This window comes from Novosphingobium pentaromativorans US6-1 (assembly GCF_000767465.1).
In the GTDB taxonomy this organism is placed as follows: Bacteria; Pseudomonadota; Alphaproteobacteria; order Sphingomonadales; family Sphingomonadaceae; genus Novosphingobium; species Novosphingobium pentaromativorans.
On sequence record NZ_CP009291.1, the window covers coordinates 1,257,501 to 1,278,859 of the forward strand.

A 21,359-nucleotide genomic window follows, 5' to 3' on the forward strand; every position below is an offset into this window, starting at 1 on the left:
CCGTGAGCAAGTGGCGCTCGGCCTGCGCTATTCCGCCTCGGCCCTCCGCGATGACGGCTTCGACTTGCTCGTAGACCACTTGCGCGATGGCGGAAGGCAAGACGGCATGTGGCGAACCGTGGCACGGCTCGTACGCTACGGCGAACCTGTCCGGGCCATCCGTCTCGCAGCGACCCTTGCCCGAGCGCGCGCGGCATGAGCGTGCGCCGGGCCGCCTTGTGGTCGATGGGCGCGCAGTACGCGACCTTCACGATCCAGTTCGCCGCCAGCGTCATCATCTCGCGGCTGTTCCTGCTGCCGAGCGACGTGGGCCTGTTCTCTGTGGCGCTGGCCGCCGCCATGCTGGTATCGATCTTCCAGGACCTGGGAATCACCCGCTTCATTTCCGGTCAGCCGCAGATGGAGCCCAAGTCCCTGCCCTTCTATGCAGGCGTCGCGGTGTCGATCGGCTGGACAGTTTCGGCGCTGGTCGCACTGGCCGCGCCGCTGGTCGCCCACTTCTATGGCGAGCCTGCGCTGGCTCCACTACTATGGCTGATCGCCGCGTCCTATCTCATCAGTCCTTATGCGACGGTGCCAGCCGCGCTGCTGGTGCGCGAAATGGACTTTCGCGCCCTCTTCCACGTCAACGCGGGCAGCGCCCTCGCCGGCAACGGCACGGCGGTGATCCTGGCTGCCTGCGGGTTCGGCGCCAGCTCGCTGGCTTGGGGCGTGCTGGTCACCGCTCTCGTTCGCGCCGGCATCGCCCAATGGCAGCGCCCGGTTCGCCCGCGCCTGCCGCAGGTCTTCTCCTCCGTGAAGCCCATGCTCGGCTTCAGTTCCATGTCCTTTGTGCTGAGCGCCAGCGCTGCCGTGGGGCAACGCTCGCAGGACCTTATCGTCGGGCGCCTGCTGGGCATCGCCTCGACAGGACTGTTCAGCCGGGCCAGCGCCCTTGCCGGACAATTGACGACGCTCGTAACCGGCGCGATCGGTTCGGTCTTTTACGCCGCCTTTGCCCGCAAGCGTGACGCAGGCGAGCCGCTGGCCGAACCTTACCTCCATCTCGTTTCCTGTTACACCGCGCTCAACTGGGCGGCGATGGTCGGATTGGCGCTGGCCGCAGAACCGCTGGTGATGCTGCTCTATGGTCCGAACTGGATGGGCTCGGCCTCGCTGCTGCGCTGGACCGCTCTGGGCGAAATCTTCTTCGTCGCGGTTCCCCTGCAGATGGACGTGCCCCTCTTGCTCGGCCAGATCCGCCGTCTCGTCTGGGTCAACCTGCTCGACACCGCTGCAGCCGTACTCATCCTCACGGCAGGCTGCTTCATCAGCCTCGAGGCCGCAGGCATCAGCCGGGTGGTCTACGGGTTCGTCTGGTGGGCGATCTATGCCACCTACCTCGGTCGCCTGATGGGCTTCCGCTTTCGCGACCTGCTGGGGGTCTATCTGCGCAGCGGGATCTGCGCGCTTGCCGCAGGCGTGCCGCTGATCGTCGCCGGCTTCTACGGCCTTGGCGGTGCATCCATGCCGTTTCTCACATTGCTCGGCCTTAGTGGGCTGGGCGTCCTGCTCTGGCTTGCGACGCTGGCACTGATCCGCCACCCCGCCTGGTTCGAGATCCGCATGCTCGTGTCCGCGCTCGCCCGCCCGATCCTGTCGCGCGCCGCGGCCTGAGCGCTGGGATACTGCCGCCGTGCGCATGGCCTATCTCATCCTCGCCCATGACAACAGGGCGCAGCTCGACCTCCTGATCGAACGGCTCCTCGGCCCTGGTGGAGAGGACTTCGCGGTCATCCATGCCGATCGCGCCTCGCCGCTTTGGCCGGAGCTGCGGGCAAGCCTGCCGGAAGCAGCCGGACGGGTACATCTCGTGGCCGACCCGGTCGCCGTGCGCTGGGGGCACTCCAGTCTGGTCGAAGCGATTGCGAAGCTGGTTCGCGAGGCGGTCCGCCTCGGCAGTGAGGGTGCACACCTGATCAGCGGCGCCGACTGGCCGGTGACCCCGCGCGAGGCCATTGCTCAAACCATGCGAGAGGGTCTCTGCCACATCGAAGTCCGCCCCGGACACATGGAAGAGCGGATGCAGACCTTCCGCCTGGACACGCGCTGGCTGCGGCTCGATCCCGCTCGCGATAGACGCGCCTATGCCGCGACCTGGGAACTGCGCCGCCTCGCGCGCTGGGTTGACGCCGCGCGCAATCGGCTCGGGCTCCCACGCTCACGCCCCTATGGCCTGTGGGCATACGGTTCGGGCTGGTGGTCCCTGCCCGCAGACGTGCTGGCAATGCTGGACAAGGAAATGCCGCGCCTTCTAACCTCGGGCCGTCTGCGCGGAACCGTGTGCAGTGACGAACACGTGGTGCCAACGCTCGTCGCCCATGCCTTTCCCGAGCGCATTGCCGCCCACCGGCGCTATGTCGATTTTCCCGCCGGTGCTTCGAGCCCGCGCATGCTTACCGCAGCCGACTTGCCTGCCATTGCTTCCAGCGGCGCCTGGTTTGCCCGCAAGGTCGACGTAACCCACGAGCCGGACTTCCTGACGCTCCCCGATTTCCACCCTGCTCCCATGGCGCACCCAGCCTCGATGCGCGGGAAATTGCCTGTTTCCGGGCAGGCCTGAGCGACCCGCCCAACTTGGTGTTCCACCGCATTCGTGGTAGCTTCGAGGCGATATAAAGAATACGCAAATCACTGCCCGGGAGCAGGAGATGACAGGCACAGCGCTTGCCCTTGCGGCGGCCCTGATCGCGCACTCCGCGATTGCCGCCACGCCGGCACAATCGGTCCCTGACGACAGTGATGCCGCCAGCGAAATCCTTCAGGCCCAGCCCGATGCCGATGACCGCATGACAATCGGCGTCGCGATCCATGGCCATGGTCCCTATCAGTTCCTCATCGACACCGGATCGCAGAACACGGTGCTTTCGACCGCGCTCGCCAGTGCGCTCGGCCTGCGGATCGGCCCGAGCACCAAAGTGATCAGCCTTGCCGGCGTAGGCCAGGCGAACACGGCGCGGGTCGAGTCCCTCGATGTCGGGGGGCGGACTTTCCATGACCTGACGGTGCCCCTGCTGCAGGACCGGCACATCGGTGCTGACGGCATTCTCGGCACCGACAGTCTACAGCACCAGCGCGTCGTCCTCGATTTCGACCGCAACACCATCCAGATCGGCGATCCTCACGATTTCGACCGCGGCGGCAGCTACGAAATCACCGTTCGCGCGCGCAAGCGCTCGGGGCAACTGATCATGACCCAGGCCACGATAGACGGCATTCGCACCTCGGTCGTCATCGATACCGGGTCCAGCAGCACGATCGGCAACCGGGCGCTGCAACGCGCCATGCGCGAGCGCAAGGGAGGCAGCGGTGTCCTGACATCCGTCACCGGACAGACGCTTCCCATCGATTTCGGCCTGGCCCAGAAACTCAAACTGGAGTCGCTCGAAGTCGCCAACGTGCTTATCGCCTTCGCCGATGCCCCTGCCTTCGAGGCGCTGCATCTGGAAAAGCGCCCCGCCATCTTCCTGGGAATGCGTGAACTTCGCGCCTTCCGGCGTGTGGCAATCGACTTCACGACAAGAAAGATACTGTTCGATCTGCCCGGTTGAGATTGCCTAACCGCCAAGTCTCCCTAAATTGCGGCGATGCCACCCGATACAGCCGTGAACAATCCCAATGCCCGCCATGACGGCTGGCGCACGCTCCTCAGGTTCCTTCCCTACCTCTGGCCGGCCGACAACAAGGCCCTGCGCTGGCGGATCGTGTTCGCCTGTATCTTCATTCTCGCCTCGATCGGCACGCAGCTTACGCTGCCCTACCTGCTCAAGTGGGCGGTCGACGCGATGGGCGCTACCGGACCGAAGCTGGTGCAACTGGCGATGCTTACGGTGCTGGGCTACGCGGCGGGCCGCTTTGCGCAGACCGGCTTCGACAACTTGCGCAACATCGTCTTCGAGCGGGTCGGGCAGGATGCCACGCGCTCGCTGGCGGAAAACGTCTTCGGCCAGCTTCATCGCCTGAGCCTGCGCTTTCACCTCGGGCGGCGCACCGGAGAGATCACCAAGACCATCGAGCGCGGTACCAAGAGCATCGACACGATGCTCTACTTCATGCTGTTCAACATCGCGCCCACGGTGATCCAGCTCGCGGTCGTCGCGGTCATCTTCTACATCAACTTCGGATGGGGCCTTGTCGCTGCCACGGCCGTCGCGATTGCCGCCTACATCTGGGTGACGCGCACGATCACCGAATGGCGCACCAAGCTGCGCGAACAGATGAACCGGCTCGACGGACAGGCCCTGGCCCGCGCCGTGGACTCGCTGCTCAACTACGAGACGGTGAAGTACTTCTCGGCCGAGCACCGCGAGGAAGAGCGCTATGCCCAGGCAACGCGCGCCTATGCGGCTGCCGCGGTCAAGAGCGAGAACTCGCTCGGCATGCTCAACATCGCACAGGCCGTGATCGTCAACCTGCTCATGGCATGCGCCCTCGCCTATACCGTCTGGGGCTGGTACCGCGGGCAGTATACTGCCGGCCAGCTCGTCTTCGTGCAGACCTACCTGACGCAGCTGTTCCGCCCGCTCGACATGCTGGGCATGGTCTATCGCACCATCCGGCAGGGCCTGATCGACATGGCCGAGATGTTCCGCCTGCTGGACGAACCCCAGGAAGTCTCGGACAGGCCCGGCGCACCGGCGCTCGTCATCCGGCGCCCCTCGGTGGTCTTCGACAATGTCGTGTTCGGCTACGAAAAGGATCGCCAGATCCTGCACGGACTGTCCTTCGAAGTTCCGGCAGGGCGCAACTACGCCATCGTCGGCCCGTCGGGCGCAGGCAAGTCCACGCTCGCCCGCCTGCTGTTCCGCTTCTACGATCCGCAGGGCGGGCGGATCCTGATCGATGGACAGGACATCAAGGAAGTCACCCAGGCATCGCTGCGCGCCGCAATCGGGATCGTCCCGCAGGATTCGGTACTGTTCAACGACACCATCGGCTACAATATCGGCTATGGCCGCGACGACGCCACCCAGGCCGATATCGAGGAAGCCGCGCGGGGCGCTGCGCTCATGGGCCTGATCGATCGCCTGCCCCAAGGGTTCCAAACCGAGGTAGGCGAACGCGGCCTCAAGCTGTCTGGCGGAGAGAAGCAGCGCGTCGCGATTGCGCGCACCCTGGTCAAGAATCCGCCGATTCTCCTGCTCGACGAAGCGACCAGCGCGCTCGACACCCGCACCGAACAGGACATCCTGGCAACGCTCCACCGCGTTGCCGAACACCGCACCTCGCTCTCGATCGCGCACCGTCTCTCGACGATTGCCGATGCGGATTCCATCCTCGTCCTGCAGGAAGGCAGGCTGGCCGAAAGCGGAACGCACGGGCAGCTTCTGCGGGCGGGCGGGCTCTATGCCGAAATGTGGGCGCGCCAGGCCTCCGAGACCGACGAACTGGGCGAAGCCGCCGAATAGGACCCGCCCGGGCGCGGTCCGCGACCCGGTCCCTTGCAGCGGTGGTGCACCCTGCGCCCGATGGCCTTCCCGACGCGACGGGTTGCATTCGCACCCGCAACACGGCAAAAGCCGCGCCACTCGCTTGGACCCGGTGCAATTCCGGGTGGCTATCCCGGCCGCCGATCCGCCGGGCAACATCATACATGTTCACTGGCACGCCCGCGTGCTTCGCGGGTCGCGGACATGTGCTTGATGCGGATATTGCATGACTGAAACACTCTCCCGATTCCGCCAGGACTGGCTTGGCAACGTCAGGGCCGACGTGCTTGCCGGCCTCGTCGTCGCGCTCGCGCTCATCCCCGAAGCCATCGGCTTCTCGATCATCGCCGGCGTCGATCCCGCCGTGGGGCTGTGGGCCTCGGTGGCAATTGCCATCGTGATCTCGTTCACCGGCGGCCGTCCAGGCATGATCTCGGCCGCGACCGCAGCAGTCGCCGTGCTTGTCGGGCCGCTGGTTCGCGAACACGGCGTGGAATATCTCTTCGCCGCGACGATCCTGATGGGCGTGTTCCAGATCCTCGCCGGCCTGCTCCGGCTCAACCTGGTGATGCAGTTCGTCTCGCGCTCGGTGATCACCGGCTTCGTGAACTCGCTCGCCATCCTGATCTTCATGGCGCAGCTGCCGCAGTTGATGAACGTGACCTGGCACACTTACGCCATGGTCATTGCCGGGCTCGCGATGATCTACACCCTGCCGCGCCTCACCAAGGTGGTCCCGTCTCCGCTCATCTCGATCCTGGTGCTTTCGGTGATCTCGATCTCGATGGGCCTGCCCGTCCACACCGTGGGCGACATGGGCGAACTGCCCTCCGGCCTGCCCTCGTTCGGCCTGCCGCAAGTGCCGCTAACGCTGGAAACCTTCCAGATCGTGGCTCCTACCGCGCTTGCCATGGCGGCCGTTGGCCTGCTCGAATCGCTGCTGACCGCGCAGATCGTCGACGACATGACCGACACCGATTCGTACAAGCGCTATGAATGCCGCGGCCAGGGCATCGCCAACATCGTCGCCGCGCTGTTCGGCGGCATGGGCGGCTGCGCGATGATCGGCCAGTCGGTGATCAACGTGACCTCGGGCGGCCGCGGCCGCCTGTCCACCTTCGTCGCCGGCTTCTTCCTGTTCATCCTGCTGGCCCTGCTCGGACCGTGGGTCGGCCAGGTTCCGATGCCCGCCCTCGTCGCAGTCATGATCATGGTCTCGATCGGCACGTTCTCGTGGAACTCGATCCCGAACCTTCGCCGCCATCCGTGGCAAAGCTCGGTGGTCATGCTCACGACCGTCGTGTTCGTCGTGGCCACCCATGACCTTTCCAAGGGCGTGATCGCGGGCGTGCTGCTTTCCGGCATCTTCTTCGCCCAGAAGGTTCAGCGCCTGTTCCGCGTCGAACGCACACAGGAAGGCGACACGGCGACTTACCGCGTTTCGGGCGAGATCTTCTTCGCCTCGGTGCATCGTTTCATCGAGCAGATGCAAGCCGGCCAGGAAACCGCGCCCAACGTGATCATCGACATGACCCACGCCCACCTGTGGGACATCTCCTCGGTCGGCGCGCTCGACAAGATCGTGGGCAAGCTCGACCAGGGCGGCGCCAGCGTGAAGGTGATCGGCTACAACGAGGCGAGCAAGGACATCGTCGACAGGTTCGGCCTGCACGACAAGACCGGCTTCGAACTCGGCACCGTCCCGCACTGACAAAACAAAAAGGCCCCCCGCCGCACTGCGCGACGGGGGGCCTTGCTGTTACTCGGCGTCCCTTTACTTGACGACGTCGGCCTCGTGCCAGACGACGGCCTGCGCCGCCTTCATGCAATTCTCGGCCGTATCCCAGGAAATCGTCGGCGAACCGTAGAGGCGCCAGCCCTGCGCCAGCGCCTCTGACACACGCTCGCAAAAGGCACGGTCGTCCTTGCCGGTCAGCAGGCGATAGATCGGGCGGTCTTCAGGTGTCTGATACATGGCGCGGTCTCTCCTCAGAGAATATACTTCGACAGGTCCGCGTTGCCCGCAAGGCCTTCCAGCTTGTCGCGAACGTAGGCCTCGTCGATAGTCACCGTTTCGCCGGTGCGGTCCTCGGCCTCGAAGCTCAGCTCCTCGAGCAGCTTTTCCATCACCGTCTGCAGGCGGCGGGCGCCGATGTTCTCGACGCTCTCGTTCACCTGCGCAGCGATCTTCGCCACTTCCTGCACCGCATCGGCCGTCACGTGGACCCTGACGTCCTCGGTACCGAGCAAGGCGCTGTACTGTTCGACAAGGTTGGCGCGCGTCTCCGACAGAATGCGCACGAAGTCTTCCTCGGTCAGCGCCTTCAGCTCGACGCGGATCGGCAGGCGGCCCTGCAGTTCGGGCAGCATGTCGCTCGGCTTGGCGACGTGGAACGCGCCAGAGGCGATGAACAGGACGTGGTCGGTCTTCATCGGACCGTACTTGGTGGCAACGGTCGTGCCCTCGATCAGCGGCAGCAGGTCGCGCTGCACGCCCTCGCGCGAGACCGAGCCGCCGCGCACGTCGGAAACGGCGATCTTGTCGATCTCGTCGATGAAGACGATGCCGTTGGTCTCCGCATTGGCGAGCGCGGTGCGGGCCACGTCGTCCTGGTCCATGCGCTTTTCGGATTCTTCGTCGACCAGCTTGTCCCAGGCTTCGGGCACCTTCATGCGCCGCCGCTTGAGCTGGTTCTGGCCGAATGCCTTGCCCATGATGTCGGACAGGTTGATCATCCCGACCGATCCGCCCATGCCCGGAATCTCCATCGGGGCAGACGGACTGTCTTCCACCTCGATCTCGACTTCGGTTTCGTTCATCGCGTTTTCGGTGATGCGCTGGTGGAACGCGGCGCGGGTCGCCTCGGAGGCCCCTTCGCCCACAAGCGCATTGAGCAGGCGATCCATCGCCGCCTTCGATGCCGCCTCGCGAACGGACTCGCGGCGACGATCCTTCTCCAGGCGGATCGCTTCCTCGACGAGATCGCGCGCGATCTGCTCGACGTCGCGGCCGACGTAACCGACTTCAGTGAACTTGGTCGCCTCGACCTTCACGAACGGCGCTTCCGCCAGCTTGGCGAGGCGGCGGCTGATCTCGGTCTTGCCGCAGCCGGTGGGGCCGATCATCAGGATGTTCTTGGGCGTCACTTCGTCGCGCAGGTCGACGGGGAGGCGCTGGCGCCGCCAGCGGTTGCGCAGGGCGACGGCGACGGCCTTCTTCGCTTCCTTCTGACCGATGATGTGTTCATCGAGGGCGCGAACGATGGCCTTGGGCGTGAGGTTGTCTTTCATGCTTCCCCGGGATCTCAGATGGTCTCGACCGTCACGCGGTCATTGGTGAATACGCAGATTTCGGCCGCGACCTGCATCGCGCGGCGGGCCATGGCCTCGGCGTCGTCCTCATAGGGATCGAGGGCGCGGGCCGCCGCCAGCGCATAGTTGCCGCCCGATCCGATCGCAGTGATCCCGCCTTCCGGTTCGAGCACATCGCCGTTGCCGGTCAGCACCAGCATGGTGTCCGCATCGGCCACGATCATCAGTGCTTCGAGATTGCGCAGATACTTGTCGGTGCGCCAGTCCTTGGCGAGTTCGACGGCCGCGCGCATGAGCTGGCCGCGATACTGCTCCAGCTTGCGCTCAAGGCGTTCGAACAGGGTGAAGGCATCGGCCGTCGCTCCTGCGAAACCGGCAATCACCTTCCCGCCTTCACCGATCCGGCGCACTTTGCGCGCGTTCGGCTTCATCACGGTATTGCCCATGGAAACCTGGCCGTCGCCGGCAATGACGGTCTTGCCGCCCTTCTTCACGCCGACGATCGTCGTACCGTGCCACTGGATCAGGCCGTGGCTCGCCCCATTGCTATCCATGCCGGGGATATATGCCCGGTGCCGCGAGGTTCAAGCGGCTGGGACGAAGCTGTCCGCAAACGCGAAAAGAAAAGCGCTCAGCTGCCGTTCGGTCCGGGGCCGCTCGGCCCGGCCTGGCCACCCATACCGCCGGCGCCAACGGCACCGATGTTGCCGAACAGATCTTCCAGCAGACCGCGGTGACGGCCCAGCGTCGGGGTCTTGTCACCGTTCGGGCTGATGCGGGCGACCTGCTCGACGCCGCGGCGATCGACGGCAACGACATTGCCTTTGGGATCGAAGCGCACGCGCAGGACCGTCTGCTCGGTCGTACGCGGACGGCCGAAGGGCGGCGTCTTCACGAACTGCGAAACGTAGTACCAGTCCTTCTCGCCGAACTGGCTGACGAAAGTCGGGCGACCGAGGGTCTTTTCCACCGAAAGGCGATTGTCCACGCCCGGCTGAACCGAATCGACCAGCGTCTGGTCGACGATATAGCCGCGATGATCCCGGATCGAAGTGCATCCGCCCGCCAGTGCAGCCAGGGCCATCACCAGGCCTGCCGCTGCGATCTTGGGACCAAAACTGCGCATTTTCACACTCCAATCGTCCGGTTCGTCCATGCCAGGCATTGCCAGCAGGCGCCCCGCCCATATATCGGCCGGATTAACGGCATCGAGCCTTAAGGCCCTCCATCGCCTCGTGCAATGGGCGTTGGGGCAGCTGCGTTGAATTGCCGATGAACGAAAGGCCAGTTACCCACGTGTCCCTCCTCTCACGCATTTTCGGCAAGGGCTCCGACAGCCGCGCGGCTGTCCGCCCCCTCTGGCATCGCACGGTGGAAATCGCGCGCGAGAAGGAGTGGTACGCGCAGTGCGGCGTGGCCGACACCGTTCCCGGTCGCTTCGATGCAGTGACGCTGGTGACCTCGCTGGTGATGCTGCGCATGGAGCGGGACAAGACCCTGATCGAACCCTCGGTGCGCCTGACCGAGCTTTTCGTCGACGACATGGACGGCCAGCTGCGCCAGTCCGGCGTCGGCGACCTTGTCGTCGGCAAGCGCATGGGCAAGCTGATGAGCGTGTTCGGCGGACGCCTCGGCGCACTGCGCGAAGCCTTCGCCGCGGGTGACGCCGAGCAGGTCGGGGCCGCACTCGTCCCGGTGCTGGAGCGAAACGTGACGCTGACCGAAGGCGCGAACACCCAAGCGCTGGCCGCTCGCCTGCAGGCCCTCGCCGCCCAGCTCGACGCCATTCCCGACGAGGACATCATGGCCGCAAGGATTGCGCGATGAGCAACATCGAATTCTCCCGCGAGATCGACATCCGCCAGGTTGAAGGCAAGGCAATCCACGTCGAGGCCAACGAAGCGGAACGCGCCGCTTTGGCGACGCGTTTCAGCCTGGTGCGGATTTCGAAGCTCGAAGCCGATCTCGAACTCCACCGGTCCGGCGAGCGCGATGCCGAAGCGCGCGGCACGCTCAAGGCCAGCTTCGTCCAGTCCTGCGCCGTTTCGGCCGAGGACATCCCGGTCGAAGTGGAGGAGCCGCTGTTCTTCCGCTTCGTCCCGCAGGCGACGCACTACAATCCCGACGAGGAAATCGAACTCGATGCCGACGACTGCGACGAGATCGAGTATTCCGGTACGCACATCGACCTTGGCGAAGCCGTCGCGCAGAGTCTTGCCCTGGCAATCGACCCGTTCCTGACCGGCCCCGAAGCGGAGGCTGCCCGCAAGGCCGCAGGGATCGGCTCGCCCGAAGATCAGGGGCCCTTCGCCGCGCTAAAGGGTCTCAACGTCAAGGGCTGACCCGGCACCTTCGCGCCTCCGCTAGCCAAGGCCGCAATGAAAAAGGGGGCCGAAGCCCCCTTTCCTGTCGACCTTGCGAGGTCGATCAGAACGGAATGTCGTCGTCGAGATCGTCGCCGAAGCCGCCGCCGCTGCTGCTGCTGCCGCCCGACGAACCGCCGGAGCGACCCCAATCGTCACCGCCACCGCCCGAACGACCCCAGTCATCGCCGCCGCGCGAGCCACCGCCCGAACGGCCACCGCCGCCGAAGCCACCCGACGAACCGCCTTCATTGAAGCCACCGGAGCGGCCGCCGCCGCTACCGCCGCCCTGCGCGCCGTCGAGCATGGTCATAACCGCGCCCGGGCCCTGCAGCACGACTTCGGTCGAGTAGCGGTCGTTGCCCTGCTGGTCCTGCCACTTGCGGGTGCGCAGCTGCCCTTCGATGTAGACCTTGCTGCCCTTTTTCAGGAAGCGCTCGGCCACGCCGGCCAGACCTTCGGAAAAGATCGCGACCGTATGCCATTCGGTACGCTCCTGGCGTTCGCCGGTATTGCGGTCCTTCCACGATTCACTGGTGGCGATGCGCAGGTTGCAAACCTTGCCACCGTTCTGGAACGAACGGACTTCCGGGTCGGCCCCGAGATTGCCGACGAGAATGACCTTGTTGACGCTGCCTGCCATGGAATCGCTTTCCTATCGTGTGTGGCCGGTTGGGTAGCCAATCGCGGCGCCTGACGCCAACCCCGCAGGCGCCCCTTTCCCACAACCGAGGTAGAAGGATCGCTAGAGGCCGATGGCGCTCGCGACCCAGAATGTCAGACCCGCAGCAATATAGGCCAGGCCGAACAGGTAGGCGAGCATGAAGACGGGCCACTTCCAGCCGTTCGTCTCACGCCGGGTGACAGCGATCGTCGACATGCACTGCGGCGCGAAAACGAACCAGGCGAGGAAGGCCAGTGCCATCGGCAGGGTCCAGCGCGACTTGAGCTGGTCGCCCAGTTCCATCGCCTGCTGGTCCTCGTCCGTGGCATCGACCGCATAGGTGGTAGCCAGCGAGCTGACTGCCACTTCGCGCGCGGCCATGGCCGGGATCAGCGCCAGAGCCATGTCGCGGTTGAAGCCGATCGGTTCGACCACGAACGCGAGGCCATTGGCAACCTTGCCCGCAACCGAGGCATCGACCTGGCTCTCACCCGGGCGAGCCTGCGGAAAATTGAGCATGAGCCACAAGACGACGGTGACGGTAAAGATGATCGTGCCGGCGCGGCGCAGGAAGATCCAGGCGCGCTGCCACAGCCCGATCGCCATGTCCTTGAGGCGGGGAAGCTGGTACTTGGGCAGTTCCATGATGAAGCCCGAGGCCTCGCCCTTGGTCACCGAACGGCGCAGCACCAGTGCGACTACCATCGCGCCGATCACACCCGCGACATAGAGGGCGAAGAGCACCAGCCCCTGCAGGCCGACGCCCCAACCAACGGACCGGTTGGGAATGAAGGCAGCGATGATCACCGCGTAGACCGGCAGGCGCGCCGAGCAGGTCATCAGCGGTGCGATGAGGATCGTCGTCAGCCGGTCCTTGGGATCGCTGATCGAGCGCGTCGCCATGATGCCGGGAATGGCGCAGGCGAAGCTCGAGAGCAGCGGAATGAAGCTGCGGCCCGAAAGGCCCACCGAAGACATCAGCCGGTCCATCAGGAATGCCGCGCGCGCCATGTAGCCGGAGGCTTCCATCGCGAGGATGAACGCAAAGAGGATGACAATCTGCGGCAGGAAGACGACCACCGAACCGACGCCGGCAAGAATGCCGTCGGTCACCAGATCGCGCACCAGTCCGGCAGGCATGAACTTTATGGTCAGGTCGGTGAGCCAGCCCACGCCCGCCTCCAGCCCGTCGGCGAACGGGGTCGCCCACGCGAAGACCGCCTGGAAGACCACGAAAAGCAGCGCGCACAGGACGAACGGGCCGATCCACGGATTGAGCAGCAGGCGATCGAGCCGCGCGTGCATGCGATGGCGACGGGTCTCGGAGAGAATCGCGCCTTCGGCCATGGCATGGGCGGCAACGCGCCGCTCGGTCAGCGAAAGGTCGGTGATGCCGGGGCCGGGATGGCCCATTTCGGCCGAAGCGATGGCCTCGGCGAGATCGGACAGGCCGCGGCGGCGCACCGCCACCGTCGGAACGACGCGCACGCCCAGTTCCTGCTCGAGCAGCGTGGCATCGAGGACGAGGCCGTCGCGCTCGGCAAGGTCGACCATATTGAGGGCGATGACGGTAGGCTTGCCCAGCGCGAGGATTTCCTGCGCAAAGACGAGGTGCTGTTCCAGGTTCGAGGCATCGAGGACGATCACCAGCACGTCCGGCACGGCTTCGCCGGGGAAATGGCCGCGCACGACCTTGGAGGTAACTTCCTCGTCCGGGCTCGTCGCATCGAGGCTGTAGGCGCCGGGAAGGTCGGTCATCTCCACCGGTTCTCCGGTCGGCAGAACGAAACGGCCCGACTTGCGCTCGACAGTGACGCCCGGATAATTCGCGATCTTCTGGCGCGCGCCGGTCAGGGCATTGAACAGCGCGCTCTTGCCCGCATTGGGATTGCCGACCAGCGCGACCTTGCGTTGCCGGCTCACAGGACTTCCACTTCCATGGCTGCAGCGTGGGCGCGGCGCACGGCCACGATCATGCGGCCCACCGAAATCGCGATGGGATCGCGGCCGCCGAAGACGCCGCGATGGGAAACGGAAACCTTGGCTCCCTCATCGATGCCGAGCGCACGCAGGCGGTGCGCCTCCTCGTCGACGAGGCAATTCCAGTCGACCGCCGTGATGCGGGCGCCCTGGCCTACGGGAAGCAAGTCTAAAGTCATGGGGCTGCGCTGCCAGATTAGTTCGTTATTTGCAACTGGTTCGCAATAGCCAGCCCCACTTGTCATTGTTCGCGATCAAACCGGGAGGGGCGTCCGGAGAAAAATTCAACGCGCCGGGTAGCGCAAGCGGCCCAGCAGCCGGGTCACGCTGAACCGGTCGTCAGGAGCACGAAAGACTTTCGCCTTGGTCTTCTCGAAGCGGATGATGCCGTCGATCCGGCGATCCAGAAAAGCGCGGGTTTCAGCCTTGTTCTCGCTCTTGTCGCGGGCATAGACCTGCAGCGTCGCAGCATAGATCGCTCCGAGGATCGCGCGCTTGGTATAGTGGTTGTAGTCCGTCGCGCTATCGCCCGCGAGGCGCCACATCACATCCGCGCTATGCCATCCCAGCTTCGTCGCGGCCACGACGTTTTGCGGCATGGCCATGATCGAAAGCGCCCGGGTCAGGGCTTCCTCACGCCCGGCGACCGCGTCGAGTCGCGCCATGACGAGGCGGCGGATACGCTCACGAATCGGAAGGTTCGCCAGCGATTCGGCCGGCGTCGTGGCCGCCATGCGTTCATCGACGTGACCGATCCAGGCGGCGATCATCGCCATCGCCCCGCCCTGGAAGGCGAACTGTGCCAGTTCGTTGTCGACGCCAGCCATGGCCGCGGCCTGCGCCACCGCTTCCTCGCTCCAGCCGTCGAACGCGACGGCATCGGCAATTGCCGGGGCGAGCTGACGGCGCAGCGCTTCGAGGGTCTGCGGTTCTTCCATCACCTTGCCTGCCACCTGATCACATCACCGGGCCGTAAACGGCCTGGGCCTTCTTCTTGTTCTTCGCCGCATACTCGTCGAGCACAGACGTCATCGGGCCGGTCTTGCTGTCGAGCGCCGCATAATCGCGCGCCGAACGGCCCGAATTGTCGGCACGGTTAGGATCGGCTCCAGCCTGGAGCAGCGCCTTGACGAGCTGCAGGTCCTTGCGATGCACCGCATAGATCAGCGGCGTTTCACCGGCGTCGTTCGATGGGTCCGGAGAGGCCTTCTGCTCCAGCAGGAATTCCGCGCCTTCGCGCCAGCCCAGATTGACCGCCATTTCCAGCGGCGTGCGGCCGTGATCGTCCGCGGCATTGACGTTGGCGCCATGCGAGACGAGGTAGTTGAGCCAGGTCAGGTCGCGGCGCGCGGTGACGATGTGCAGTGCGGTCTCGCCGGTGGTCACGTCGCGCGAATTGATGATCTGCGAGGAGGGCTCGAGCAGGGCTTCCTCAACCTTGGCTCCATCCTTCTTCTTCACCGCTTCGAGAAACTTGTACCCTTCGGAGAAGCCAGCCTGGGCCATCGCCGGCGAGGATACCGCAAGACCCGCGGCGAGCGCCGGCAAGGCTGCCATCAGGATCGCCCGAGAGATCCGCGCACCGTACCCCAAGTTGTTCCTGGACACTTCGTATTTCCTCCGACTTAGTCGATTCTTCCGGCGCTTGCCGCTGCCCGACCCAGGCATCGCACCTTGCATGGCGCGGCTTAGCAGAGCATGAAGCGACGCGCCATGACCTACCTGAATCGCTGGATAGCACCCCTTGCCCTCGGCCTTGCCGCGAGCCTGTCCCTCACCGCCTGCTCGCAGCAGGACCAGCCCGAGCGACCACCGCTGGAAGGCGCCGCGATCGGCGGTCCCTTCACGCTGGTGGACAAGGACGGCAAGACCGTTACCTGGGACCAGTTCAAGGGCAAGTGGCGCATCGTCTACTTCGGCTATACCTTCTGCCCGGATGCCTGCCCGCTTGACGTCCAGGCGATGATGCGCGGCTTCAACGCGTTCGACAAGGCACACCCCGCAGAAGCGGCGAAAGTGCAGCCGATCTTCATCTCGATCGATCCCGAGCGCGATACGCCCGAGGTGGTCGGCCAGTGGACTGCCGCCTTCGGGCCCCGGCTACTGGGCCTGACCGGCACGCCCGATCAGGTAAGAGTGGCCGCCGACGCCTTTGTCGCCTATTACAAGAAGGGTGAGGAAACCCCCGGCGGATACCTGATGGACCACAGCCGCATTGCCTACCTGATGGACCCGGACGGCAAGCCCATTGCCATGCTTCCGGTAGACAAGGGCCCGGACGCCGTTGCCGCAGAACTTGCCAAGTGGGTGAAGTGAGCAGCGCGACGCCTTTCTGGGAGCGTCCGCTCGAAACGCTCGACCGCGCGCAGTGGGAAGCCCTGTGCGACGGTTGCGGGCAATGCTGCCTGCACAAGGTGGAAGACGCCGACACCGGAGAGATCTTCCATACCAACGTCGCGTGCAAGCTGCTCGACCTCAAGACCGCGCGCTGCAGCGACTATGCCAATCGCCGCAGCTTCGTGCCCGATTGCCTGAGCCTGAGCCTGAAGACCGCAGGCAGCCTCGACTGGTTGCCGCCGAGCTGCGCCTATCGCCTGCGCTCGGAAGGCCAGCCCCTGCCCGAATGGCACTACCTCGTCAGCGGGGATCGCAATGCCGTGCTCGAGGCGGGAATGTCGATCGTCGGCAAGGTGATCAGCGAGACCGTCGCCGGGCCGCTGGAGCATCACATCGTCTGGCCCTACGGCGAAGACGAGTTCGACGAGGATGCCTGCGAAGAGGAGGAAGGCTGAGGCCGTGCTCGACTGGCTGCGCCGCAATCCCCGCGAAGAGCCCGTCATCGACCTTGACGGCAAGGACGTTCCGATAGTCATTCGCCGCCATGACCGGGCGCGCCGCCTCACCATGCGGTTGGCCCCCGATGGCAGCGAAGTGCGCATCACGATCCCGACCTGGACGCGCACTGCAGAGGCTATCGCCTTCGCCGGATCGCGGCGGGACTGGCTGGCCCGCCAGCTCGCCTCCCTGCCTGTCGCCGAGCCCCTGGCCCATGGCGCGCAGATCCGCTTTCGCGGTGAGATCCTGGTCATCCGTCACGATCCGCTGGCCCCGCGCCGCGCCGTCCATGGCGCAGGCGCGGTTTCCCTCGGCGGTCCCGAATCCTCGCTGCAGTCCCGCCTCAGGCGTTGGCTGGAGGGCGAAGCGCGTGCGCTCATGGCCGACGACCTGCTAGAGTACTGCACGCGTGCGCAAGTCGATGCGCCCAAGCTGGCGCTTTCCAGCGCGAAACGGCGCTGGGGCAGCTGCGCCCCCGACGGCTCCATCCGCATAAACTGGCGCCTGATCATGGCCCCGGACTTCGTGCGCCGCTCGGTCGTCGCCCACGAAGTGGCCCACCTCATCCATTTCGACCATTCGCCCGCATTCCATGCCTGCCTCGATGCGCTGTTCGAAGGCGATATTCGGGCCGCGAATGCCTGGCTCAAGGCCCACGGGCGAGAGCTTTACCTCCCCTTCGGCTAGCGTTTGCTGCCCGAAGCGCCTAAGTAGGGCCCCATGTCGTTGTTCAAACGCTCAGGATACTGGAAGGACGTCAGCCCCACGGGGATGGTCGCCGATTTCAAGGCAGTCTGGAAACAGGCCGGCAGCAACCGCTGGCGCATTGCCGCGCTTTCGGCCGCCTGCACTTTCGGCGTGTTCTTCACGATGTACCAGCAGGAGGCGAAAGGCCCGCAGCCGCCGCCCAAGATCACCTATATCTCGACGTTCTCCGGCCATCGCACCGAGGCCGAGATCATCGCGTCCAACATCGCGAACCAGAAGCGCAAGGAAGCGGTCGCCCGCGAACTGGCCAGGCGCGACGAGGAAGTGCGCAACATCTACAAGACGATCGGCCGCATGTCCGGCATGGATGTAGAGAAGATCGCCCGCGAAGCCGAGGCCGAGCAGGCCGCTCAGCAAGCCGCGCAGCAGAAGAAACAGGGCAAGCTGCCCGAGGGCGTGACATCGGTCGACCAGATCGACGCCCAGCAGGACGAAGCCACCCGGTGACGGCCGATAGCCGCGAGGACGCGCGCTGGCTGGCCGCAGCCGCCAGTCTGGCCACTCGCGCCCGGCCGATCAGCCGGCCCAATCCCGGCGTCGGCGCGATCATCGTCAAGCAGGGCAAGGTCGTCGCCCGCGGCTGGACCCGCGCGACGGGGCGCCCTCATGCCGAAGCCGTCGCGCTCGATGCCGCCGGTAAGGCGGCCCGCGGCGGCACGCTCTACGTAACTCTTGAACCCTGCGCCCACGAATCGCCGCGCGGCCCTGCCTGCGCCGATCTCGTCAGTGCATCGGGACTTTCCCGCGTCGTGATCGGCTGCATGGACCCCGATCCGCGCACCGCAGGCTTAGGGCTGGAGCGTATCCGCGCTGCCGGGATCGCGGCCGATCACCTGCCCTCCCCCGCCTGCGAGGAAAGCCTCTCCGGCTATCTGGTATCGAAGCGGCTGGGGCGGCCTGAAGTGACGCTCAAGCTCGCCATGTCGCTCGACGGCTGCATTGCGCTCCAGTCGGGCGAAAGCCAGTGGATCACGGGTGCGCAGGCGCGTGCGCATACCCATGCGATGCGCGCCAGGGCCGATGCGATCCTCGTCGGCGGCGGCACCCTGCGCGCCGATGCCCCGCGTCTCGACGTGCGCCTGCCCGGCCTCGAACTGCGCAGCCCCGAGCGTTGGGTACTGACCGGCGGCAAGGCTCCCGCAGGCTGGTACGCCCTGCCCTCGCCCGAAGCGATCGCAGGCATGGACGGCGTGCAATACCTCTTCGTCGAAGGCGGCGCTGGTGCCGCTTCGTCCTTCCTGCGCGCGGGACTGGTCGACCGGCTACTGATCTACCGCGCGCCGATCCTGGTGGGCGGGCAGCCCGCCGTCCGGGATTTCGGCCTCGCATCGCTCGCCTCGGCGCATGGCCAGTGGCGGATTACCGAACGACGGCAGCTTGGCAGCGACACACTCGAAGTCTACAGCCGCATCCCATGTTCACAGGAATAGTCACCGCCGTCGGCCAGATCCGCGAAACCCGCAAGACCGGGGACCTTCGCGCCGTCATCACCTGCCCCTTCGATCCCGCCGGGATAGCGATGGGCGCTTCCATCGCCTGTTCGGGCGTGTGTCTGACTGTCGTCGACAAGGGCGGCGTGGCCGGCGATGCCTGGTTCGCGGTCGACATTTCGGCGGAATCCGTGGCGCGCACCGTGCCCGGGCGCTGGGAACAGGGCACCAGCCTCAACCTCGAGCCCGCACTCAAGCTGGGCGACGAACTGGGCGGCCACATCGTCACCGGCCATGTCGACGGGGTCGGCAAGATCGTCTCGGTGACACCGGAAGGCGATTCGCGCCGTTTCGTGATCGAGGCCTCCGCCGACCTTGCCCCCTTCATCGCGCCCAAGGGCTCGATCACCGTCGACGGCATTTCGCTGACGGTAAACGACGTGACCGACCAGCCCGGCGGCACCTGCCACTTCGCTCTCAACATCATCCCGCATACCGCGCAGGTCACCACCATCGGTGCTGCCAAGGCGGGGGATAGCGTGAATCTGGAGATCGACGTGCTCGCCCGCTACCTCAAGCGGATGCAGAGCCTGCGGGGCTAGGTCTCAGGCCGAGAGCGGCCCGAGTGCAAAACTCTCGCGCGTGATTTCAAAGATCACGTGATCGACCATGACACCGCAGCGTTCGAAGGAACGGCTGCGGCCGGGCACGAGCCTGCCGCCGATGTTGGCCATAGCCTTGCGCGAGATCGCGTTGTCGGCACCAACCTGGAAGATGGCGCGATCATAATGCGCGAGGGCGTGGGCGAGCATCAGTGCCTTGAACTCGGCATTGTAGCCCAGCCCCCAATAGGCGCGGGCAAGGAACGACCAGCCGATCTCGATCTCGCCCGGCGCTTCTGCCTCGGCCTCGCCGAAACGGGTCGATCCGATGATTGTCTCGCCGTCCGGCGCCAGCCTGTCGACGATCGCAAGGGCGCCGCCGCCGGCAAGGGCTTCGTCGAAGTAGGCCCGGAACACGGGTTCCTGCCAGCGGTCATGCGATGGATGCCCGGCCCAGATCTCACGATCCGAGGCCACGGCGAACAGCGCGTCCCAGTCGCCGGGGCGCAAGGGACGCAGCGTCAGCCGATCCCCATGGAGGACCGGCTGACGATCCATTGTCAGGCCGTCACGTCCGCGACAGCTGCGATGAACTTTTCGATATTGCCCTCGGTCAGGCCGGCCACGTTGATGCGGCCCGAACCGGCGAAGTAAACGCCATGCTTGTCGCGCATCGCCTGCACCTGTTCAGGGGTGAAGGGGATGATCGAGAACAGGCCGTTCTGCCCGCCGATCGGCGTGAGGTCGACACCGCCGGTCTTGCCGGCCGCGGCGAGCTTCTCTCGCATCAGGCGCATGCGATCGCGCATGTCGTCAAGCTCGGCGAGCCACTGTTTGGTCAGGGCCTCGTCCTCGAGGATCAGGCGAACCGCGGCGCCGCCGTGATCCGGCGGCTGCGACCAGTTGGCGCGGGCCAGGGCGTGGGCGTTCGACATGATCTTGGGAAGACCGTCCTTCTCGGCCGCCAGCACATAGAGTGCGCCGACGCGGTCACGATAGAGGCCGAAGTTCTTGTCGCACGAATAGCACACGATCGCCTCGGGCACCGATGCGATGACGCGGCGCAGGCCGTAGGCGTCTTCTTCCATGCCGTTGCCAAGACCCTGGTAGGCAAGGTCGATGATCGGCAGGATGCCCTTGTCGGCGATGAGGCCGGCGATCTCGTCCCACTCGGCGTTCGAGTAGTCGATGCCGGTCGGGTTGTGGCAGCAGCCATGCAGCAGGATCGCGTCGCCCGGCTGGGCCTGCGCGATTGCACCGCGCACCGCGTCCATGTCGGTCTTGCCATCGGCATTGGCATGGCCGAATTCGAAGACTTCAAGGCCGAGATCGGCGCAGATCTGGTTGTGGTTGGGCCAGCTGGGCTTGCCGACGATCAGGCGGGTCACGCCGGCGCGCTTGGCCATCGCGATGGCAAGGCGCAGCGAACCGGTACCGCCCGGGGTCTGCATGCCTTCGATGCGGCCGTCCTGGGTCGGGTTCGCCTGGCCGAAGACATAGGGCATCAGCGCTTCGACGAAGCCCATGTCGCCCTCGGGGCCGAGGTAGGCCTTGGAGTCCTGCGTCTCGACGAGTTTCTTCTCTGCCGCCTTGATCGCACCGAAAACCGGGGTTTCCCCGTCACCGGTCCGGTAAACACCGACACCGAGGTCGATCTTGTCGGCGCGCGGGTCCGAATTGTGGAGCTTGATCAGCGCAAGAAGCGCGTCGGCGGGCTGTTGCTGAAGATTGTTTAGCATGGCGGGCGCGGCCTTACTCTCGCCCGGGAGCGGAAGCAACAGGCGATCTGTGCGAAGCCGCGCCAGCAACGCAACAACGATACAAAAAAGAAAGCCGGTGCGGCAAAAGTGTTACCTTCTGCCGCACCGGCTCCAGCCCACTCCCCATTCCAGCCCCTTCGCGGGCGCCCTGCCTTTCAGTCTTGAAGGGGCTCGGAT

The 21,359-nt window shown here is 65.6% G+C and carries 25 protein-coding genes and 1 other annotated feature (1 of these 26 only partly in view); of the genes, 14 read left to right on the forward strand and 11 right to left on the reverse strand.

All coding sequences use genetic code 11. The annotated features are described in order from the left end of the window. The 6 genes from JI59_RS05850 to JI59_RS05875 all read left to right on the forward strand — a co-directional run. Window positions 1–199, forward strand: the final stretch of a protein-coding gene (locus tag JI59_RS05850) for a glycosyltransferase (RefSeq protein WP_038575623.1). Its footprint begins 803 nt before the window's first position; 199 of the gene's 1,002 nt are visible here — the last part of the coding sequence; its start codon lies beyond the left edge, outside the window; its stop codon occupies window positions 197–199. Next, window positions 196–1,656 carry an oligosaccharide flippase family protein gene (locus tag JI59_RS05855; protein ID WP_007013720.1) on the forward strand — a complete coding sequence of 487 codons (1,461 nt, stop codon included), beginning with the start codon at window positions 196–198 and terminating at the stop codon, window positions 1,654–1,656. Before JI59_RS05850 ends, JI59_RS05855 begins: the two co-directional genes overlap by 4 nt. Before the next feature lie 25 nt (window positions 1,657–1,681). Continuing rightward, window positions 1,682–2,602, forward strand: a complete 921-nt coding sequence (locus JI59_RS05860; RefSeq protein ID WP_038575626.1) for a beta-1,6-N-acetylglucosaminyltransferase — start codon at window positions 1,682–1,684, stop codon at window positions 2,600–2,602. 88 nt (window positions 2,603–2,690) lie between these two features. Continuing rightward, window positions 2,691–3,590 (forward strand): aspartyl protease family protein, encoded by a 900-nt coding sequence (locus JI59_RS05865; protein WP_007013718.1) that lies wholly within the window; start codon window positions 2,691–2,693, stop codon window positions 3,588–3,590. Window positions 3,591–3,626: 36 nt separating this feature from the next. Beyond that, window positions 3,627–5,447 carry an ABCB family ABC transporter ATP-binding protein/permease gene (locus JI59_RS05870; protein ID WP_038575629.1) on the forward strand — a complete coding sequence of 607 codons (1,821 nt, stop codon included), beginning with the start codon at window positions 3,627–3,629 and terminating at the stop codon, window positions 5,445–5,447. Between the two features lie 123 nt (window positions 5,448–5,570). Further along, window positions 5,571–5,626, forward strand: a sequence feature (sul1 is cis-regulatory element that is thought to sense ions involved in sulfur or methionine metabolism; They are found in Alphaproteobacteria). A 68-nt stretch (window positions 5,627–5,694) separates the two neighbouring features. Beyond that, window positions 5,695–7,179 carry a SulP family inorganic anion transporter gene (locus tag JI59_RS05875; RefSeq protein WP_007013715.1) on the forward strand — a complete coding sequence of 495 codons (1,485 nt, stop codon included), beginning with the start codon at window positions 5,695–5,697 and terminating at the stop codon, window positions 7,177–7,179. A 63-nt stretch (window positions 7,180–7,242) separates the two neighbouring features. On the opposite strand, the gene JI59_RS05880 is transcribed toward JI59_RS05875, so the two are convergent. From JI59_RS05880 to JI59_RS05895, 4 genes are all read right to left on the reverse strand, one after another. Next, window positions 7,243–7,443, reverse strand: coding sequence for a DUF1737 domain-containing protein (locus JI59_RS05880; RefSeq protein WP_007013714.1), 201 nt, complete (start codon window positions 7,441–7,443; stop codon window positions 7,243–7,245). A gap of 14 nt (window positions 7,444–7,457) precedes the next feature. Further along, window positions 7,458–8,759, reverse strand: coding sequence for an ATP-dependent protease ATPase subunit HslU (gene hslU / locus JI59_RS05885; protein ID WP_007013713.1), 1,302 nt, complete (start codon window positions 8,757–8,759; stop codon window positions 7,458–7,460). Between the two features lie 14 nt (window positions 8,760–8,773). Beyond that, window positions 8,774–9,334 carry an ATP-dependent protease subunit HslV gene (gene hslV, locus JI59_RS05890; RefSeq protein ID WP_007013712.1) on the reverse strand — a complete coding sequence of 187 codons (561 nt, stop codon included), beginning with the start codon at window positions 9,332–9,334 and terminating at the stop codon, window positions 8,774–8,776. 77 nt (window positions 9,335–9,411) lie between these two features. Next, window positions 9,412–9,906 (reverse strand): outer membrane protein assembly factor BamE, encoded by a 495-nt coding sequence (locus JI59_RS05895; RefSeq protein WP_038577105.1) that lies wholly within the window; start codon window positions 9,904–9,906, stop codon window positions 9,412–9,414. Window positions 9,907–10,052: 146 nt separating this feature from the next. Between JI59_RS05895 and JI59_RS05900 the strand changes: the two genes are divergently transcribed. Both JI59_RS05900 and JI59_RS05905 read left to right on the forward strand, forming a co-directional pair. Next, window positions 10,053–10,607 carry a ubiquinol-cytochrome C chaperone family protein gene (locus tag JI59_RS05900; RefSeq protein WP_081473989.1) on the forward strand — a complete coding sequence of 185 codons (555 nt, stop codon included), beginning with the start codon at window positions 10,053–10,055 and terminating at the stop codon, window positions 10,605–10,607. Continuing rightward, a complete protein-coding gene (locus JI59_RS05905) occupies window positions 10,604–11,122 on the forward strand; it encodes a YceD family protein (RefSeq protein ID WP_007013709.1) in 519 nt (172 codons plus the stop codon). The genes JI59_RS05900 and JI59_RS05905 overlap by 4 nt, the downstream gene beginning before the upstream one ends. Before the next feature lie 85 nt (window positions 11,123–11,207). Here the strand turns inward: JI59_RS05905 and ssb are convergent, their stop codons facing one another. The 5 genes from ssb to JI59_RS05930 form a co-directional block, all read right to left on the reverse strand. Beyond that, entirely contained in the window at window positions 11,208–11,786 is a 579-nt protein-coding gene (gene ssb / locus JI59_RS05910; protein ID WP_007013708.1) for a single-stranded DNA-binding protein, read from the reverse strand. A 102-nt stretch (window positions 11,787–11,888) separates the two neighbouring features. Then, window positions 11,889–13,730, reverse strand: coding sequence for a ferrous iron transporter B (gene feoB, locus JI59_RS05915; RefSeq protein WP_007013707.1), 1,842 nt, complete (start codon window positions 13,728–13,730; stop codon window positions 11,889–11,891). Continuing rightward, on the reverse strand, window positions 13,727–13,966 hold the full coding sequence (locus JI59_RS05920; RefSeq protein ID WP_013832518.1) for a FeoA family protein: 240 nt from the start codon (window positions 13,964–13,966) through the stop codon (window positions 13,727–13,729). Before JI59_RS05920 ends, feoB begins: the two co-directional genes overlap by 4 nt. A gap of 105 nt (window positions 13,967–14,071) precedes the next feature. Next, window positions 14,072–14,725: a COQ9 family protein gene (locus JI59_RS05925; protein WP_013832517.1), complete on the reverse strand. Its 654-nt coding sequence runs from the start codon at window positions 14,723–14,725 to the stop codon at window positions 14,072–14,074. A 19-nt stretch (window positions 14,726–14,744) separates the two neighbouring features. Beyond that, on the reverse strand, window positions 14,745–15,344 hold the full coding sequence (locus JI59_RS05930; protein WP_007013704.1) for an ankyrin repeat domain-containing protein: 600 nt from the start codon (window positions 15,342–15,344) through the stop codon (window positions 14,745–14,747). A gap of 156 nt (window positions 15,345–15,500) precedes the next feature. Between JI59_RS05930 and JI59_RS05935 the strand changes: the two genes are divergently transcribed. Genes JI59_RS05935 through JI59_RS05960 form a run of 6 tightly spaced genes read left to right on the forward strand, consistent with a single transcriptional unit; the run spans window position 15,501 to window position 19,422 of the window. Further along, a complete protein-coding gene (locus JI59_RS05935; RefSeq protein ID WP_013832515.1) occupies window positions 15,501–16,103 on the forward strand; it encodes an SCO family protein in 603 nt (200 codons plus the stop codon). Then, window positions 16,091–16,579 carry a YcgN family cysteine cluster protein gene (locus tag JI59_RS05940; protein ID WP_007013702.1) on the forward strand — a complete coding sequence of 163 codons (489 nt, stop codon included), beginning with the start codon at window positions 16,091–16,093 and terminating at the stop codon, window positions 16,577–16,579. Before JI59_RS05935 ends, JI59_RS05940 begins: the two co-directional genes overlap by 13 nt. A 4-nt stretch (window positions 16,580–16,583) precedes the next feature. Next, a complete protein-coding gene (locus tag JI59_RS05945; RefSeq protein ID WP_007013701.1) occupies window positions 16,584–17,309 on the forward strand; it encodes a M48 family metallopeptidase in 726 nt (241 codons plus the stop codon). 33 nt (window positions 17,310–17,342) lie between these two features. After that, window positions 17,343–17,837, forward strand: coding sequence for a hypothetical protein (locus tag JI59_RS05950; protein ID WP_038575636.1), 495 nt, complete (start codon window positions 17,343–17,345; stop codon window positions 17,835–17,837). Continuing rightward, window positions 17,834–18,820 (forward strand): bifunctional diaminohydroxyphosphoribosylaminopyrimidine deaminase/5-amino-6-(5-phosphoribosylamino)uracil reductase RibD, encoded by a 987-nt coding sequence (gene ribD, locus JI59_RS05955; protein ID WP_007013700.1) that lies wholly within the window; start codon window positions 17,834–17,836, stop codon window positions 18,818–18,820. The genes JI59_RS05950 and ribD overlap by 4 nt, the downstream gene beginning before the upstream one ends. Next, a complete protein-coding gene (locus tag JI59_RS05960; protein ID WP_007013698.1) occupies window positions 18,805–19,422 on the forward strand; it encodes a riboflavin synthase in 618 nt (205 codons plus the stop codon). Before ribD ends, JI59_RS05960 begins: the two co-directional genes overlap by 16 nt. A gap of 3 nt (window positions 19,423–19,425) precedes the next feature. Here JI59_RS05960 and JI59_RS05965 read toward each other — a convergent pair whose 3' ends face one another. Both JI59_RS05965 and JI59_RS05970 read right to left on the reverse strand, forming a co-directional pair. Further along, complete coding sequence (locus JI59_RS05965) at window positions 19,426–19,980, reverse strand: GNAT family N-acetyltransferase (RefSeq protein ID WP_007013697.1); 555 nt, start codon at window positions 19,978–19,980, stop codon at window positions 19,426–19,428. Window positions 19,981–19,982: 2 nt separating this feature from the next. Beyond that, window positions 19,983–21,161, reverse strand: coding sequence for an amino acid aminotransferase (locus tag JI59_RS05970; RefSeq protein ID WP_038577113.1), 1,179 nt, complete (start codon window positions 21,159–21,161; stop codon window positions 19,983–19,985). Between the last annotated feature and the right edge of the window lie 198 nt (window positions 21,162–21,359).